We start from the raw sequence: 15,829 nt of genomic DNA on the forward strand, positions 1-15,829 counted from the left end.
CTCCGGTGGATGCGACCTGGATACTCCCGTTTTCCGGGGATAGCCGTGCCTCACCCGGGGGTACAACAAGGAGCAGGGACGGTCTCCGACAAGAAAGGTGCCATAGCGCTACACCCAGGCATGAATCAGGCGGATTCCGCTGTCGGCGTACACGGGGTCCGGTTGGGAACGTCTGGGTCGGGTTAGATGTTGTCAGAGGTGACTAACGCCGAGTATTGAGGATGGCGAAGTGACTGGAACCCTTGCCCCCACTCAGCCGCTGACGGCTGCTGACCGCTGCGACCGCTGTGGTGCACCGGCGTACGTCCGAGTGCTGTTCGACTCCGGCGGCGAACTCCTGTTCTGCGCACACCACATGCGCAAGCATGACGACTCAATCCGCAAGATCGCCTCGGACATCCAGGACGAGACGGACAAGCTCAACGAGAGCAAGTAGCGCGCGGTAGAGCGTTAGCCACAACGACCACGAAACGTCGACGGCGGTCCCCGGAGAACGGGGGCCGCCGTCCTCGTTGTCGGCGCCCGCAGTCGGCGGGCTCCCCCGGGCTCGCGACCCGGCCGGGAGGCGGGTCTCAGTCGGCCAGCACCCGGTTGTGGTAGCGCGAGACCTCCGCGAACCCCGCGCCCCGGTACAGCCGCAGAGCGGGTTCGTTGTCGGCGACCACACACAGGTAGGCCCGGCGCGCGCCCTCGTCGTGCGCCCGGACCAGCAGGTCGGCCAGGACCGCCCCGGCCACACCGCGTCCGCGGGCGCGGTGTGCGGTGACCATCGCGCAGATCGCCACCGACTCCCCGTCCAGTACCGCGCAGGCCCGGCCGTCCCCGTCCCCGTCCCCGTGAACCCCGTAGACGGCGTTCACCCGGCTCAGGATGCGCACGACGCCCTCGGCGTGGTCCGCGCCCGCGCCCGTCTGGGGCGAGAGCGCCCTCCAGCGCTCCGTGGGGGTGTCCGAGATCCCGGTCGCCCCCGGGCCCCGGGGGCGTTCCCGCAGCTCTCTGGCCAGTACCAGGGTCGGTTCCACCACCGCGTAACCGTGCTCGGCCAACCGCGCGTCCACCTCCTCCTCCCCCGGCCACACCTGCGCGCAGGGCCGCAGCCCGCGCGCACGGTAGAACCGGGTGACCTCCTCGACGTCGGCTCCCGGGTCCTGCACCAGGGCACAGTTGGCCCGCTTGGTGATCCCGTCGGCCAGGCCGAAGCGCCAGCCGCCCCGCGTGTGGGTGTGGAACGCGGGCCAGTCCCGTGACACCCGCTCCGCCCATGCGTGCATGTTCGTTCCCTCACTGTCCTACGGTCGAAGGCCGCAGATCCTATCCGTCCGGGCGGGCGCCGGATCGCCACCCCCCGGCACCCGCGCCCCGGGAGGTGTCCGGCAGGAGCACGCCCCATCCCGCGACGGCCTAGCATGGGCTCGGCCCCGCACCACGCACGACCTGGAGAATCCTCAGATGTTCATCCTGCTCCCACCCTCCGAGGGCAAGGCCACCTCCGGTGACGGGCCCCGCCTGGACCAGGGCACGCTGACCCTGCCCGAGCTGGCCCCGGCACGGGAGCGGGTCACGGACGCGCTGGCCGAACTCTGCTCGGGCCCCGAGGACTCCGCCCGCGAGGTTCTCGGCCTGTCGGTGTCCCAGAGCGACGCCCTCAAACGCAACCTGGACGTGGTCACCGCGCCCACGCTGCGCGCCGCCGAGCTCTACACGGGTGTGCTCTACGACCGTCTCGGCCTGTCCGGGCTGCTCGACGGGAACGAGGCCCTCGTCCGGGACCGGATCCTGGTGTTCTCCGGTCTGTGGGGCGTGGTGGGCCCCGCCGACCGGCTGCCGCCCTACCGGCTGGCCATGGGCGTGAAACTGCCGCCGCTGGGCGGCCTGGGCGCGTACTGGCGCAGGGCGCTGGCCGGGCCGCTCGGCGAGCTCACGGAGGGGCGCCTGCTCGTGGACTGCCGCTCGGCGGCCTACGCCGCGGCCTTCAAGCCCGCCGGGGAGGCGGCCGAGCGGACCGTGGCGGTACGTGTGCTGCGCGAGCGCGAGGTGGACGGAGTGACCAGGCGTTCCGTGGTCAGCCACATGGCCAAGGCCACGCGGGGCGACGTCGCCCGTGCCCTGGTCAGCGAGGACGTCCGGGCCCGCACGCCACAGGAGCTGGTCTCGGCCCTGCGGGACCTCGGGCACACCGTGGAGCTGCCGCCCGCGACCAGGCCGGGGAGCGCGCGCACGATGGACGTGATCGTCCGCGACTGACCGCGTGAGGCGTCCCCCGGCCCCCCGTCGGCCGTCGAAGGCGTCCGTTGCCGGGTGCGTCCCAGGCGGTGCGATCCGCGCAGGAAACCGGATCAGGGCGACTTTATGCCACACCTACAGGGCGTGCGGCAGCATGGGCGGCATCGGATGGAGATCGGACTCCGTGCGGGGACAGTGAAGTGCCTGAAGTCATGCGAGGGACACGCGGGGGTCGCCACGCCCGTGAGCGGACCAGGGCACCGAACACGACAGGCGCGCCTTCCCGGAGCCCGGGAGAGCGCGCCTGTTCGCTTTCGTCGTCTCAGCCTGAAACGTGGGTCCTCACCCGGACCGGCTGACTAGTCCAGGTAGTCGCGGAGCACCTGCGAGCGCGAGGGGTGACGGAGCTTCGACATCGTCTTGCTCTCGATCTGCCGGATGCGCTCTCGGGTGACCCCGTAGACCTTGCCGATCTCGTCTAAAGTCTTCGGCTGACCGTCGGTCAGACCGAAGCGCATCGAGACGACGCCGGCCTCGCGCTCGGACAGGGTGTCGAGCACCGAGTGCAGCTGCTCCTGGAGCAGGGTGAAGCTGACCGCCTCGCCCGGCTGGATCGCCTCGGAGTCCTCGATGAGGTCACCGAACTCGCTGTCGCCGTCCTCGCCCAGCGGAGTGTGCAGGGAGATCGGCTCGCGGCCGTACTTCTGCACCTCGACGACCTTCTCCGGGGTCATGTCGAGTTCCTTGGCCAGCTCCTCCGGGGTGGGCTCACGGCCCAGGTCCTGGAGCATCTGGCGCTGGACGCGGGCCAGCTTGTTGATGACCTCGACCATGTGCACCGGGATACGGATGGTGCGGGCCTGGTCGGCCATCGCCCTGGTGATCGCCTGGCGGATCCACCACGTGGCGTACGTGGAGAACTTGAAGCCCTTGGTGTAGTCGAACTTCTCCACCGCGCGGATCAGACCGAGGTTGCCCTCCTGGATCAGGTCCAGGAACAGCATGCCGCGGCCGGTGTAGCGCTTGGCCAGGGACACGACCAGGCGCAGGTTGGCCTCGAGCAGGTGCTTCTTGGCGCGGCCGCCGTCCTCGGCGATCCACTCCAGTTCGTCACGGAGCTCGAAGGTGAGGACCTCGCCCTCCTCGGAGAGCTTCTCCTCGGCGAACAGGCCGGCCTCGATCCGCTTGGCGAGTTCGACCTCCTGCTCGGCGTTGAGGAGCGGCACCTTGCCGATCTGCTTCAGGTAGTCCTTGACCGGGTCCGCGGTGGCACCGGCCGCGACCACCTGCGCGGCGGGGGCGTCGTCGTCATCGTCGTACAGGACGAAGGAGTCGTCGTCCTTGCTCGGCTTGACCGGGGCACCGACGGTCTCGGGCTTGGCGGGCTTGGCCGGGGCGTCGGTGTCCTCGACCAGTTCCAGCTCGGCACCGGTGTGTTCGAGGTCGTCGTCCAGCCCCTCCTCGACGAACTCGCCCGAACCCGAACCCGAAGCGAGCTCGAGGTCCTTCTTCGCCGACTTCTTGGCCGTCGCCTTCTTGGCCGGGGCCTTGGCGGTGGTCTTGGCCGCCGCGGTCTTCTTGGGAGCAGCCGCCTTCTTGGCGGTCGCCGTCTTCTTGGCCGCGGGCTTCTTGGCGGCGGTGCCCTCGGAGGAGTCGACGACGGCGGTGACCGTCTCCGGCTGCTCCTGGGCGGCCGCCGCACGGGTGGGCTTGGCGGCCCGGCTCGTGGTCGAGCGGGTCGTGGTGCTGGACCGAGGAGCGGCCGTCTTGCGCCGTGTGGTCTTGCGCCGCGAGGAGGCCGACTCCGGAACGAGTACGGTCACGCCCTCCTTGGCGAGGCTTCGGAGCACGGACTGCGCCTGCGACATCGGGATTTCGGCCTCTTCGAAGGCACGGCGCACGTCCTCGGGCTCAAGAAAGCCCTGGGACCGCCCACGCTCGATCAGCTGCTGAATGACGGGCTCTTGCAGTGACTCGGACTGCTTCGAGCGAGTCGAACTGGCAGATGACACAAACACCTCTCGAACGGACGTGTGGCGAGATTGTCGGACCCGTGGGCCCGCTGACGCGGGACCGGGCACTGCACCCTCTCCCACCTGCGGCCTGGGATCGTCCCCACTGGGCGGGGAAGCCGGGGTCACCCCCGTCTTCGCGGGGCACGGCGGCTTCTTCACTGTAGGCAAGGCAATGGACTTGTTCGTACGGTCTACCGCTCCGACCCGGAATCGATCACCGGAAGCTGAACGGCGAGCAGAGTGACGTCATCGTCCTGCTCATACCCTTCGAGCATGCTCTCCACAAGGTACTCCAGCATCTGCTGTGGATCGCCCACCACTTCGGGCTGGGCCTGGGACGCTCTCCGGAGCAACTCGTCGAGACCTGCGTCGACCGAACGTTTGCGGTTCTCAACCAGTCCATCGGAGTAGAGAGCGACAGTGTTACCGGGTTGTACGAAGAATTTGTGGTGACCTCTCGTGGAGCTGACCCCGAGCGGTGTGTCCGGTTCGGTGTCGAGCAGCGAGGGCCCCGCGTTGCCGGCGACCACCAGCGGCGGGAGGTGACCCGCGTTGCTGAGGTCGAGTTGTCCGGTGACGGGGTCCAGGACGAAGTAGACCAGCGTTGTTACCTGGTCCATTCCCTCCGTGGCCGTGAACATGCGGTCGAGTCCGGTCAACACGTCGGCCGGTTCGGGCATGGAGAACGCCAGTGCCCGCAACGCGTTGCGGATCCGGCTCATTCCCGCCGCCGCCGGGATGCCCTTGCCCATGACGTCGCCGAGCACCCCGGCGACGCGACCGTCGGGCAGTGGGAAGGCGTCGTACCAGTCCCCGCCGACCTGCACGTGCTGGGAGCCCGACCGGTAGTAGGCGGCCAGGCGCACCCCGCGCACCTCGGGCAGCTCCTCCGGCAACAGGCTGCGCTGGAGCTCCTCGGCGGTTCCGTGTTCGCGTTCGTAGACGATGGCCCGGCCGATGGCCAGGGCGCACTGCCCAGCGAGCGCCTCCAGGAACACCCGCTCCTCGTCGGTGACCTCCCGCTGGGCGTCGAAGGAGAAGCGCAGGGCCCCGATCGGGCGGCCCGCCGCCATCATCGGCAGCGCCACCCAGGCGCGTTCCCCGGTCCGCTCGACCAGGCTCTCCACCTCGGGCGCGTGCTCCATGAGTTCGCCCAGCTCGGCCGGGCTGGCCGCCAGCCGCGGTGCCCGGTCGGCGACGGCCCTGGCCGCGACGTCGGGGTAGTCCAGCGCGAAGCCGCGTTCGGGCAGGCCCACGCAACCGTCCGCGGAGAGCATCCGCAGGCGCAGCCGGTCCCGGTCCAGGAGGGCGACGGAGGTGTGGTCGGCGCCCACGCCGGAACGCCCGATCTCGGACATGGCCTGGACGACCTCGTCCGCGGTGAGGGCCTCGGCCAGGTCAGAGGTGGCCTTCTGCAGGCGGGCGGTACGCATCGCCGCCTCGCTGAGCTGCTGGTTGAGGCGCTGGCGCAGTTCGTCCGCCTCGCGCTCGGTGGTGATGTCGGCCAGGGTGCCGACCCACTCGGCGGTCTCGGCGCCGTCCATGACCGGGTTCGCCCGGGCCCGGTAGTGGACGTAGCCGCCCGCTCGGGTGCGCACACGGAACATCGTGTCGAAGGGGGTGACGTCCAGGACGGCGTCGTCCCAGGCGCGCTCCACCCGGCTGCGGTCGTCGGGGTGGAGGGCGTCGAGCCAGCCCCGGCCCAGGTAGTCGTCCGGGCTCTGACCGGTCACGGCCCGCCACTGGGGGCAGTCCTCGCGGACGTCGCCGCCCGGGCCCGCGGACCAGACGATCTGGTTGCCCGTCTGGAGCAGGGCGCGCAGGCGCTGTTCCTGGCGCCGGGAGTCGGCGTCCTCGTGGTCCCGGGCGGCGATGAGGGCGATGTGCTCATCGCCGTTGGCAGGGTCGTTGACCGGAAACCAGGTGAGGTCCCAGGCGTGCCCGGAGGAGGCGCGGTGGCGGTCGCGCACCGCGTGCCCGGTCTCGCGCACCCGGGCCACGGAGGCTCGTTGGGCGCGGGCCCCGGCCTCGTCGCCGGCCTCGGCCAGGGCCTGGGCGGGCGTGCGTCCCAGACAGCGGGCGGGGGTGCTGCCGAAGACGGTGGCCAGCCGGGGGTTGATCGAAACGAAGACGTCGTCGGGCCCCAGCAACGCGAATCCGATGGGCGCGTCGGTGAGAAGGGATTTCACCGCGTCAGGCAGTTCCGCCACGCTGATCCGGGGTGGGGGAATGGACGTCTCGGCGCTCAACTGCTCGACACCTCCGGAACCGTCGGATTCCCCAGCCGTGTTTTCGTTGGGGTTGTTCGTGGACCGCGCGGGGGTCCGTCCCTGCCACCGTGCCCGCCACCCGTTCGCGGCGGCACTGTGGCGCGGGGTGCGCGGGCGCCGATTCCGGTCGGGGGCTCCGCGGCCCCGGGAGTCACGCTCCATGACTCCTCTCGGCCGCTGTCACGGCTCAAGCATAAGACACACCCGTCCACACGCAACGGCGGCCGTGGAGGGGGAGCCGCTGCGGACACGGAAGGTAAATGCTAGGCCACCGAACCCTCCCCCCACAGCCGACCGGGGGTTTTGCGGGCGTGTTTTCCCATAATTACCAGCGATGGGCCGGGCCGGACGGTTTGCAGAGAACTCTTCGAAACAGGACCGTTATATGCCCGAAACGTCCTTTTCGCCTCGCTGACCTGCGACGACAAAGCAACCAGGGTAAACGGCACCTCCCCCATGTTTTATCAACAGCGTGCCGCGGGAGGGGTTGACAGTCCAGCCAGAACAAGTGAAATGGGTGGAGGTCACCGTCCAGGCCATCTTCAGCTAGGGGTGTGAGCAAGAATGCTCCAGACCTTCCCGGTCCAGGATCTCAGGCAGATCTCGGCGAGACTTCACGACGAGTTCAGCGGTCTGTCCCACCGCTGCGTCGAGCGCTGTGTCAGCGATACCTGGAACTGCGTCGAACACCTGGGCATCACGGTCACTCCACACCTCGTAGAGCGGGTCGCCCGCGAACACCTCGAGGCCATGGTGAACTCCGTGCCGCCCTCACAAGCCGTCAGGAAGGCCACACGCCACCCTGGCACCACACTGTTCACCGGCCACCGAGCGGTTCCCGAACCGCGCTGACCCGGTGGCGGCGAAGCCGGGCACGGGCCCCGTAGGCGCCGTGCCCGGCTTCGGGCTGCCCGGGGCCGCGGGGCTCCGCCGTGCACAGGCGGGATCACCGCCGGTTCCAACTGGCATACGCTCGGACCGTGCCCTCCCCTTCGCCCTCACCCACAGGCCCCGACGTCCCCGCCGCAGCCTTCGAGGAGATGCTGCGCGCGGCCAGAGCCCTGCTCGCCATGCGGCACCCGCTCGACGCCGAACTGGCCTTCAGTGAACTCCTCGGCTCCTGGTGGGGCGAACGGCTGCCCGGGGTCGACGTCGAACGGCTGCTCGGCGAAGGGCTCATCACGCACGCCGCCGCCTCCGGCAAACCCGCGGGACTGGGCGTACTGGCCGCGATCACCGCCCTGGGCACCTCGGCCTCCCAGCGGGAACTGGCCGAGCAGGGGATGATCGCCCTGCGGGAGCGAGGGCTGCAGGCCCCGGCCTGGGCGTCCCAGCTGGGCGCGGTGACCCCGGTGTCCGTGTACGTCAACGGGGACCGGTTCGGCGACACCGACGACGTGGTGTGCGTGTTCAGCCGGGACGCCCCCGACAGCACCGGCGCCCTGCCGCCCGAGCACGCCCTCATCCTGGTCGTGGACCACAACAGCGGCGGTCTGCTGCGCGACGCCTGGGTGACCACCAAGGTCGACCTGCTTCTGGAGCAGTGCCGGGAACAGGCCCGCGCCGACGACTTCGCCCGCTTCGAGCAGCTGGAGCTGAGCGACGCCCGGTCCCTGCTCACCCGCGCCCTGGAACGCACCGAACGTGTGGTCACCGGGGCCGCGGCCGACCCCTCCGCCGGCCCCACGGTGGAACCGGTGGGCATCGCCGCGGCCGACCTGACCGGCGGTTCGCTGGCCGCGCACTTCGCGTTGGCCGCGTCCCGGGTCCAGCGGCTCCCCCGTCCGCCCAGGGGTGTCCCGGACTCCCCCGTCCCCGTCTGGCGGCGCGACCGGCGCGCGGTGCTGGCCGCCCGGTTCCTCGCCTCGGACCAGGCCGCCGAACTGTCGGACTCCTACGCGGCGAGCCGGTGCGCGGACCACATCATCACGCACGGCTGCGACGTGGACAGCGGGCGCCCGATGCGGGTCAGCCCGCGCAAGGTGGAGTCGTTCCTGCTGCACTGGCTGCCCGGACGGGTGGTGCTGCTGCCCGAGGAACAGGAGGCCATGCCGCACGTCCTCGCCGCATGGGTGCGCTGGGCCGGGGCCCGGACCCGGCTTCCCGAGGTCGCGGTGGGGGCGACTCTCGACGCCCTGTGGGAGGCCACCTCGGCCTTCGCCAGGACCTACCGCGACCCGGCACGCCCCCTCGGACTGCGCCAGGACGCGGTGCGGCGGCTGCTGCCGGACGGCGACTTCGCGTCACTGGCCCGGCGGATGTTCGCCTTTCCGCTCCTGGCCAGCGAACTCGTGACCGGGGCGCCGGAGGAGTTCGACCCGGCCACGTCCAGGGGGCGGCGGGCGCTGCTGCGGCTGGACCACTACGGCGAGTACGAGGCGGCCACCCCGCACAGCGGTCGGCACCACTCGACCGGCCAGGACCGCTGGTACCGGCCGGTGACCGGGAGGGACCCGGAGCGGGAGGAGGAGCTGGACCGCCACGAGCGCCTGGCCAAACGCCTGTGGGACGGGCGCCCCGCGAACCTGTGGGCGGCGGCCCGGAGGATGCTCGACCGGGGCGCGGACCGTCCCACGGTGCTGTCCGCCCTGGTCGAAACGCTGTACTCCGCCTCCAGCGAGAGCGACCTGCGCCGGAGGCTGGACGCGCTGTAGGCGGGGCTCACACGAGCAGTCGCTCGCGGAGACTCTCCAGGGTCCCACCGGAGAGCTTCAGGCCGTCGACCACGTAGTTGTCGAACGATCCGTACACCTCGTCCACGTGACCGAAGGCGCTGTCGAGGTACTCGGCGCGGACCCGGGTCATCGGCTCGACGTCCTCCCAGGGCAGGCCGCTGTGCCGGGACAGCTGACGCATCCAGTGGTCGGTGTTGGCCTGGCGCTCGTTGCTGGTGAGGTAGTCCGCGGTGACGGCCTCGCGGTCCACACCGAGCAGGGTGAGCAGCAGCGCCGCGCCCCAGCCGGTGCGGTCCTTGCCCGCGCTGCAGTGGAAGACCAGGGCGGTCGGGCCCTTGGCGGCGCGTTCGACCAGGTCGCGGTAGCCGTCCAGGGCCTCGTCCTCGGTGACCAGATCACGGTAGACACCGAACATGAAGCGCTCGGCGGCACCGTTTCCGAACGCCTTGCGGGCCCGCTCCTGGTCGGCGAGCAGATCGACGAAGTTGGCCCCGGGCGCCTCGGCGTTCTGTACCCCGACGGCGGCGTACTCCGCGCCCTCGGGGACCAGGTCGGGGAGGCGGTCCCGTTCGTGGTGGGTGCGCAGGTCGATCAACTGGCGGATACCGAAGCCGTCGTAGGCGGCCCGGTCCTGCTCGGAGATGCTGTGCAGGGCGTCGGACCGGTAGAGGAGGCCGTCGCGCACGGTGCGGCCTTCCCTCGTGCGGTGACCGCCGAGGTCGCGGAAGTTGGGGGCACTGGGGAGGAGGAAGCCGTCATTCGTCACGACGGCGACAATACCCACCGCCCCGGTACCCCGTCATCACCCGGCCCCACCTCCGGGTGAACACTCAGCCGGACTTCTCCCGGAGGGCCTCGATCTCGGCTCCCGCCTCCTTGACGTCCTTCGCGGTGTCGACGCCGCGCCAGAACCCCTCGATGCGGTAGGCGGACAGCCTCCCCTCCTTGGCCAGCTCGGGGAAGGTCGAGGACTCGTGGTCGCCCTTGACCGGCAGGAGCGGGGTCAGGCCCGGCTCGAACAGGTAGACGCCCGCGTTGATCCACACCGGCAGCAGGGGGCTCTGCGTGAAGCCCTCGATCCGGTCGTCGCCGTCGACGTCGACGATGCCCCAGGTGGTGCGGAACTGGGACAGGGCCAGGGTGCCGAGGCCGCCCTTGGCCCGGTGGTGCTCGGTCAGCTCCTTCAGGGAGAACCAGGTGAGGACGTCGCCGTTGAGCGCGAAGTAGGGGGCTCGGGGGTCGCGCAGCCCGGTGGCGGCGTAGCGCAGGGCACCGCCGCGGCCCAGCGGTTCGTCCTCGACCAACAGCGTGATCTCGGGGCCGCCCCGACGCGCTTCGAGGTGTTCGCGCAGAACCTCGGCCTTGTAGCCGCAGGAGACGACGACCTGCTCGACTCCGTGCGAGGCCAGCCACTCCAGCTGGTAGTCGATGATGGGCCGCCCGGCCACCTCCACCATCGCCTTGGGGCGGGTGTCGGTGTAGGGCCGCAACCGGGTGGCCTGTCCACCAGCGAGGATCAGCGCCTGCGTGACGGGGGACTCGTTGGATGAGGGTGAAGCGGTCATATACCGGACAGTAGCAGTACGGGCAGCGGGGGACCCTAGCTCTGCTGGGTAGCGTCGGCGTACGCCTTTCGCACGTCCTCGCTGGTGATGACGGTCAGCTCGGTGGCGGTGGCCGCCTCCCCCACCTCCTGGGAGACCCTCAGGTCGCGGTGGGAGCAGGACCCCTCGTAGAGGGAGCGGGCGAAGCGGCCGTTGCCCAGTTCGTCGATCCACCCGGTCCCGCACACGTGGGTGAAGATGCTGTGCAGGTCCTGGCGCGCGGTGTCGTCGAAGGCGTCCCCGGTGCGGGCCGCCACCGTGTCCGCGATCTCGGACAGCTCGCCCGGGCTGTAGGAGGGGAACCGCACCCGCACGTTGAAGCGGGAGGAGAGCCCGGCGTTCGAGGCCAGGAAGCGGTCCATCTCGTCGGTGTAGCCCGCCAGGACCACCACGAGCCTGTCCCGGTCGTCCTCGGCCCGTTTGAGCAGGGTCTGGATGGCCTCGGCGCCGAACGCGTCGCCGCCGCTGTACCCCGGGTTGACCAGGGAGTAGGCCTCGTCGACGAACAACACCCCGCCCAGGGCGCGGTCGATCAGCCGGTTGGTCTTGACGGCGGTCGCGCCGAGGTGCTCGCCGACCAGGTCGGCGCGCTGGGCCTCGACCACCTCGGCGCGGCCCAGCATGCCCAGGGCGGAGAAGACGCGCCCGAGCACGCGGGCGACCGTGGTCTTGCCGGTACCGGGCGGTCCCGTGAAGACGAAGTGACGCATCGGCGGCTGGTGCGGCAACCCCTGCTCCTCGCGCAGCCGGGCCACCCGCAGTTGGGCGACCAGGGAGCGCACCTGTTCCTTGACGGGTTCCAGGCCGATCATGCCGTCGAGTTCGGCCATCGCCTCCTCCAGGCCCGGCGACTCCCCGAAACCGGGCAGGCGGGAGGTGAGTTCGGTGTAGGCGGTTTCGACGTCGGCGGCGCGTACCGTGACGAGGTCGTCCGCGCTGGGCCGGGGCGCCGGTGCGTTCTCGCCCGCCCCGGAGGTGACCACACGGACGTCGCGGGCCTGGGAGGCCTTCTCGACCATGGAGCGGGCGAAACGGCCGTTGCCGAGTTCGTCCACGGCCTCGCGCTGGACGGTCTGGTCGAACCTGCGCCGGAGGGTGCGCGCCGCGTCCGGGTCGAGGACGTCCCCGCGCTGGGCGACGAGCCTCTCGGCGATCCGGAACAGCTCGGCGGAGGAGTAGCTGGGGAAGCTGATACGGGTGGCGAAACGAGAGGCCAGCCCGGGGTTGGAGGCCAGGAAGGCGTCCATCTCCTTCTCGTATCCGGCCAGCACGATCACCAACCGGCCGCGGTCGTCCTCAGCCCGTTTGAGCAGGGTCTGGACCGCCTCGTTGCCGAACCGGTCCGCCTGGCCGTCGCCCTCGTTGACCAGGGAGTAGGCCTCGTCGACGAACAGCACCCCGCCCAGGGCCCCGTCGATGAGCTCGTTGGTCTTGATGGCGGTGGCGCCCAGGTACTCGCCCACCAGGTCGGCGCGCTGGGCCTCCACCACCCGGGACGTGGGCAGGAGGCCGAAGGAGTGGAAGATCGTGGCGAGCGTGCGGGCGACACTGGTCTTGCCGGTGCCGGGCGGCCCGGAGAAGACCAGGTGGCGCAGGGGGCGTTCGACGGAGAGGCCGGCGTCGGCGCGCAGCCGGGCGGCCTCGATGGAGGCGGCGATCCCGCGGACCTGCTGTTTGACCGGGTCGAGTCCGATCATGTTCTCCAGCTCGGCCAGGGCCTGGTCGACGGGGACGGGCTCCTCCCCGTCACCGGTGCCGCCCCCGGCCGCCTCGCCCCGGCGGGGCGCCCTGGAGGCACGACCGCGCTGGGGGCGGAGCCCGCCCTCCTGCCCGGAGCCGTCCTTCCTCCCGGGACGGGGGCCGGAGGCGCTCTTCCGCCTCTTCTCGTCGTTGTCCCGGCTCTCCTTGGCCACCTGACCGGAGGCGGCCAGACGCCACAGCAGGCAGGCGCCCGCGGCGACGTAGAGGGCCGCGATCCCGGCCCCGGCCGGGACGGGCTCGACGACCATCCCGAGCAGGGCGATGGAGAAGCCGGCGATGAGCCCCGCGGTCAGCGAGAGCAGAGCGGTGTGCCAGGCGGGGAACTCCCGGGCCCGGCTCGCCGCCGGCACCACGAGCAGAGGCAGGGGCAGGACCAGCAGGACGACCGGCTCCCCGAGCAGGGGGATCTGAAAGAGGGGGACGGCGATGAGCAGCCACACGACCGACACCAGCACGGTGAGGAGGGCGTCGAGCGAGCGCATCAGCGCCGAGAAGGCCACCAGCAGCAGGAGGGTGCCGACCAGCAGGGTGGGCATCGGAAGGCTCAGCACGAAGGCGACGACGGCGACCACCGTGAGCACGACCAGGGCGGCCACCAGGCGCCTGCCGAGGGGGACCCCGCGATAGACGGCGCGCAGGCGATCCACCCCCGAGGCGCGTTCCGGCTGCGCGGCGGCGGTGGAACGCATCTCGCGCGTCATCCATGCACCTTCCTGCGTGGGGGTCACGTGGTCGGCCCGGGGCCGGAGGGGGTCGGGCGGGGCCGGAGGGGACCGGGACCCGGAACATGGCCGTGGACAAGGAACAGCCTTGCCCCAAGCGGGGCCGGATGTCCAGTGCGGAGCGGCGTGTCGCGGGCCGCCCCGGTTCACAGCAGCGGGATCTGGCCTCCGGGTGCGGGGCGGACCCTGCGCAGATGCCTCCATCGGGGCAGGTCGTCGAGGTAGGCCCAGCTCATCCGGTGCTGCGGGGTGGGCCCGGCCTCGGCCAGGGTGGCGCGGTGCGTCGGCGAGGGGTAGCCCGCGGCCCTCTCGAACCCGTAACCGGGGTGCGCCTCGGCGAGCTCGGCCATGAGGGCGTCGCGGCGCACCTTGGCCAGAATCGCCGCCGCGGCCACGCTCACACAGGTCAGATCACCCTTGACCTGGGTGCGCACGTTCCAGGGGCGGCCGATGAAGTCGTGTCGACCGTCGAGGATGACCGCCTCCGGGCGGGGATCCAACGCGTCCAGGGCCCGGCGGGCGGCCCGGTGCAGAGCCTCGGTCATACCGACCTCGTCGATCTCGGCCGCCTCGGACCAGCCGAAGGCGTGGTCGGCCACCCAGGGTTCGATCAGCACGGCGAGCTCGCGGCGCCGTTTGGGGGTCAGCCGCTTGGAGTCGGTGAGCCCGGCGGGCGGTGCACCCCGGCCGGGGATCGCGGCGCAGACCAGGAGCGGCCCGGCCCAGGCGCCCCGGCCCACCTCGTCCACCCCGGCGACCACGCGTGCGCCCGCCGCCCGGAGTTCGTCCTCGACCTCGAAGGTCGGTGCGGGCTGCGGTCCGCTCCCGCGGGCGGAGCCGTTCTTCGCTGGGATCGTCTGTGAAGTCGTCGTCGGCACATTCCAACCCTAGGACTGCCCGGTGACCTCCCGGGCCCGCTCCGAGGGGCCGGCCCCGAGGGCCCCGGACCCGATCCGGCGGGTTTTGTGCGACTCACCGACGGTGACAAGCGGTCATGGCTCATGACTTTCGGTAGTTTCCGCTTGTCGGAACCGCCGTGCCTGGCCGCCCGGGAGGAATGGACATGCAGCGCAGCACGCCGAGGACACGGCCGCGCACCCCAACACGGCGCCCGCCGCGCCACCGGCCCGAGCCGGGAGCGAAACCGCGTGTACCGCGCGGTCGCCTCTACGACGTCGTCTCCGCCGCCACCCGCGTGGGTGTGGGCTGGGTGTTCGCGGAGTACGGCCTGGCCCTGCGCGGCAGGGAGGACCTGGTGGCCGGGCACCTGACCGAGGCGGGCATGCCGGTCGCCGCACTCGCGGCACCCCTCGTACCGGCCCTGCTCGTCGCGCTCTCGGTCTCCTTCGCAGTGGGTCTGCTCACATGGCTGACCGGACCGCTGCTGGCGCTGGCCGCCGTGGCCGGCAGCCTCACCGCCGGAGCCCCGCACCTGACCCCGTTCGACTCCTGGGGGGCGACCGCGCTGGTCACAGCGGTCTGCGTGCTCATGGCGGTGGGTGGCGGACGGTGGTCGTGGGACTACCTGATCGTCTCGCCCCGCCCCCGGGCGCCCCGGCCTGTCCGCCACCGGACCACATCCGCGGAACAGGAGAAAGCTCCCGGTATTTCCCCCCGGCGCCCCGAACACGCCCCGCCACTGCTCTATCCTGTGGGGCAGGCCGCACCACGACGGCCGTATCGACTGTGACGCGGCCCGTTCGAGCCCCTCGGCTGCCCCGGGACCCGCGTCACCACGACCAGGATTCGGTGGGGGGAACGCCATGTCCGCCTCAGCTTCCGGCCCGACCCCCGACGGGTCCGTGGCCAAGCTGATCGAGATCGCGGAGAAGCCGACGCTGGGCCAACGGCTGATCAGCTGGGCTTCACGTCCGCCCGGGCGGCTCTACATCCCCGCCTGCTCGGTGATCGGTCTCGTCCTGCTCTTCGAGGACAGCGTGCCCGCCGGGCACCTGCCCACGTTCTTCGTCGGCCTGGGCGCCGGACTGCTCCTGGCCGGCATGGGCGCGCTGCGCCTGGGCATCGCGCTCGCCGTCGCCCGTCCGATGATCCGCCACTACTGGCTGCGCTGGATCAGTGCCCCGCTCATCGCCTTCGCCGCCCTGGGGCTGGCCGTCGCCGACGTGCCCCTCCAGCTTCGGGTGCAGGCCTCCGCCGAACAACTCCTCGAACTGCGCGAGGAAGTGGCCGACCCCACGACCATCCCGCGCAACGGGGAGTGGACCGGCCTGTACTCGCTGCGCAGCGTCTCGGAGACCGACGGGGTCACCCACTACGAGGTGGCGGACGCCGGGCTGTTCCAGCCCGCCGGGCTGGCGTACAGCTCCGAGGAGATCCCCGTGGGCGTCTTCGTCCCCGGTCAGGACTCCCGGATCTACGAACACGTGTCCGGCGACTGGTACGTCTGGGTGGGCCACTGACCCGCCCCTCCGCCCCGGCCACGGACTCTTACCCGGCTCTTTGCCGGGCGCTGTCCCGCTCCAACGTGACTCTCACCCTCGACGTGTAGAGATGGTGGCGATCCCCCGGGAGACACCCCTCAAGGTTCTCCCCCAAGGC

General features: G+C 71.3%; 13 protein-coding genes. 6 read left to right on the top strand and 7 right to left on the bottom strand.

The window, feature by feature from the left end:
- Nucleotides 1-229: 229 nt before the first annotated feature.
- A complete protein-coding gene (locus ACUKCB_RS13595) occupies nucleotides 230-436 on the top strand; it encodes a DUF7455 domain-containing protein (protein WP_452546558.1) in 207 nt (68 codons plus the stop codon).
- A gap of 136 nt (nucleotides 437-572) precedes the next feature.
- On the opposite strand, the gene ACUKCB_RS13600 is transcribed toward ACUKCB_RS13595, so the two are convergent.
- Nucleotides 573-1,271 carry a GNAT family N-acetyltransferase gene (locus ACUKCB_RS13600; protein WP_473040847.1) on the bottom strand — a complete coding sequence of 233 codons (699 nt, stop codon included), beginning with the start codon at nucleotides 1,269-1,271 and terminating at the stop codon, nucleotides 573-575.
- A 178-nt stretch (nucleotides 1,272-1,449) separates the two neighbouring features.
- Here ACUKCB_RS13600 and yaaA point away from each other — a divergent pair, with 178 nt between their 5' ends.
- The gene (gene yaaA, locus ACUKCB_RS13605) at nucleotides 1,450-2,244 is read left to right on the top strand and encodes a peroxide stress protein YaaA (protein ID WP_473040848.1); all 795 of its coding nucleotides are present in this window, start codon (nucleotides 1,450-1,452) and stop codon (nucleotides 2,242-2,244) included.
- Between the two features lie 338 nt (nucleotides 2,245-2,582).
- Here yaaA and ACUKCB_RS13610 read toward each other — a convergent pair whose 3' ends face one another.
- The gene (locus ACUKCB_RS13610; RefSeq protein WP_473040849.1) at nucleotides 2,583-4,235 is read right to left on the bottom strand and encodes an RNA polymerase sigma factor; all 1,653 of its coding nucleotides are present in this window, start codon (nucleotides 4,233-4,235) and stop codon (nucleotides 2,583-2,585) included.
- A gap of 194 nt (nucleotides 4,236-4,429) precedes the next feature.
- Nucleotides 4,430-6,487, bottom strand: a complete 2,058-nt coding sequence (locus tag ACUKCB_RS13615; RefSeq protein WP_473040850.1) for a SpoIIE family protein phosphatase — start codon at nucleotides 6,485-6,487, stop codon at nucleotides 4,430-4,432.
- Between the two features lie 585 nt (nucleotides 6,488-7,072).
- Here ACUKCB_RS13615 and ACUKCB_RS13620 point away from each other — a divergent pair.
- Nucleotides 7,073-7,360 carry a hypothetical protein gene (locus ACUKCB_RS13620; protein WP_191273057.1) on the top strand — a complete coding sequence of 96 codons (288 nt, stop codon included), beginning with the start codon at nucleotides 7,073-7,075 and terminating at the stop codon, nucleotides 7,358-7,360.
- A 188-nt stretch (nucleotides 7,361-7,548) separates the two neighbouring features.
- Nucleotides 7,549-9,162 carry a hypothetical protein gene (locus ACUKCB_RS13625; protein ID WP_473040999.1) on the top strand — a complete coding sequence of 538 codons (1,614 nt, stop codon included), beginning with the start codon at nucleotides 7,549-7,551 and terminating at the stop codon, nucleotides 9,160-9,162.
- A gap of 7 nt (nucleotides 9,163-9,169) precedes the next feature.
- Here ACUKCB_RS13625 and ACUKCB_RS13630 read toward each other — a convergent pair whose 3' ends face one another.
- From ACUKCB_RS13630 to ACUKCB_RS13645, 4 genes are all read right to left on the bottom strand, one after another.
- A complete protein-coding gene (locus ACUKCB_RS13630; protein ID WP_473040851.1) occupies nucleotides 9,170-9,967 on the bottom strand; it encodes a tyrosine-protein phosphatase in 798 nt (265 codons plus the stop codon).
- Between the two features lie 46 nt (nucleotides 9,968-10,013).
- Complete coding sequence (locus ACUKCB_RS13635; protein ID WP_473040852.1) at nucleotides 10,014-10,748, bottom strand: nucleotidyltransferase family protein; 735 nt, start codon at nucleotides 10,746-10,748, stop codon at nucleotides 10,014-10,016.
- A 35-nt stretch (nucleotides 10,749-10,783) separates the two neighbouring features.
- Nucleotides 10,784-13,249 (bottom strand): AAA family ATPase, encoded by a 2,466-nt coding sequence (locus ACUKCB_RS13640; protein ID WP_473040853.1) that lies wholly within the window; start codon nucleotides 13,247-13,249, stop codon nucleotides 10,784-10,786.
- 167 nt (nucleotides 13,250-13,416) lie between these two features.
- Nucleotides 13,417-14,148 carry a ribonuclease HII gene (locus ACUKCB_RS13645; protein ID WP_473040854.1) on the bottom strand — a complete coding sequence of 244 codons (732 nt, stop codon included), beginning with the start codon at nucleotides 14,146-14,148 and terminating at the stop codon, nucleotides 13,417-13,419.
- A 185-nt stretch (nucleotides 14,149-14,333) separates the two neighbouring features.
- Here ACUKCB_RS13645 and ACUKCB_RS13650 point away from each other — a divergent pair, with 185 nt between their 5' ends.
- Complete coding sequence (locus ACUKCB_RS13650; RefSeq protein WP_473040855.1) at nucleotides 14,334-14,960, top strand: DoxX family protein; 627 nt, start codon at nucleotides 14,334-14,336, stop codon at nucleotides 14,958-14,960.
- 73 nt (nucleotides 14,961-15,033) lie between these two features.
- Nucleotides 15,034-15,690, top strand: coding sequence for a hypothetical protein (locus ACUKCB_RS13655; RefSeq protein ID WP_473040856.1), 657 nt, complete (start codon nucleotides 15,034-15,036; stop codon nucleotides 15,688-15,690).
- Nucleotides 15,691-15,829: the final 139 nt, after the last annotated feature.

The organism is Nocardiopsis moroccensis, assembly GCF_055763695.1.

What these genes read in the sequence shown, in the direction of transcription:
- ACUKCB_RS13600 (WP_473040847.1), bottom strand. Translation starts at nt 1,271, where the DNA reads ATGCACGCATGGGCGGAGCGGGTGTCACGGGACTGGCCCGCGTTCCAC.
- yaaA (WP_473040848.1), top strand. Translation starts at nt 1,450, where the DNA reads ATGTTCATCCTGCTCCCACCCTCCGAGGGCAAGGCCACCTCCGGTGAC.
- ACUKCB_RS13620 (WP_191273057.1), top strand. Translation starts at nt 7,073, where the DNA reads ATGCTCCAGACCTTCCCGGTCCAGGATCTCAGGCAGATCTCGGCGAGA.
- ACUKCB_RS13625 (WP_473040999.1), top strand. Translation starts at nt 7,549, where the DNA reads ATGCTGCGCGCGGCCAGAGCCCTGCTCGCCATGCGGCACCCGCTCGAC.
- ACUKCB_RS13635 (WP_473040852.1), bottom strand. Translation starts at nt 10,748, where the DNA reads ATGACCGCTTCACCCTCATCCAACGAGTCCCCCGTCACGCAGGCGCTG.
- ACUKCB_RS13640 (WP_473040853.1), bottom strand. Translation starts at nt 13,249, where the DNA reads ATGACGCGCGAGATGCGTTCCACCGCCGCCGCGCAGCCGGAACGCGCC.
- ACUKCB_RS13650 (WP_473040855.1), top strand. Translation starts at nt 14,334, where the DNA reads ATGCAGCGCAGCACGCCGAGGACACGGCCGCGCACCCCAACACGGCGC.
- ACUKCB_RS13655 (WP_473040856.1), top strand. Translation starts at nt 15,034, where the DNA reads ATGTCCGCCTCAGCTTCCGGCCCGACCCCCGACGGGTCCGTGGCCAAG.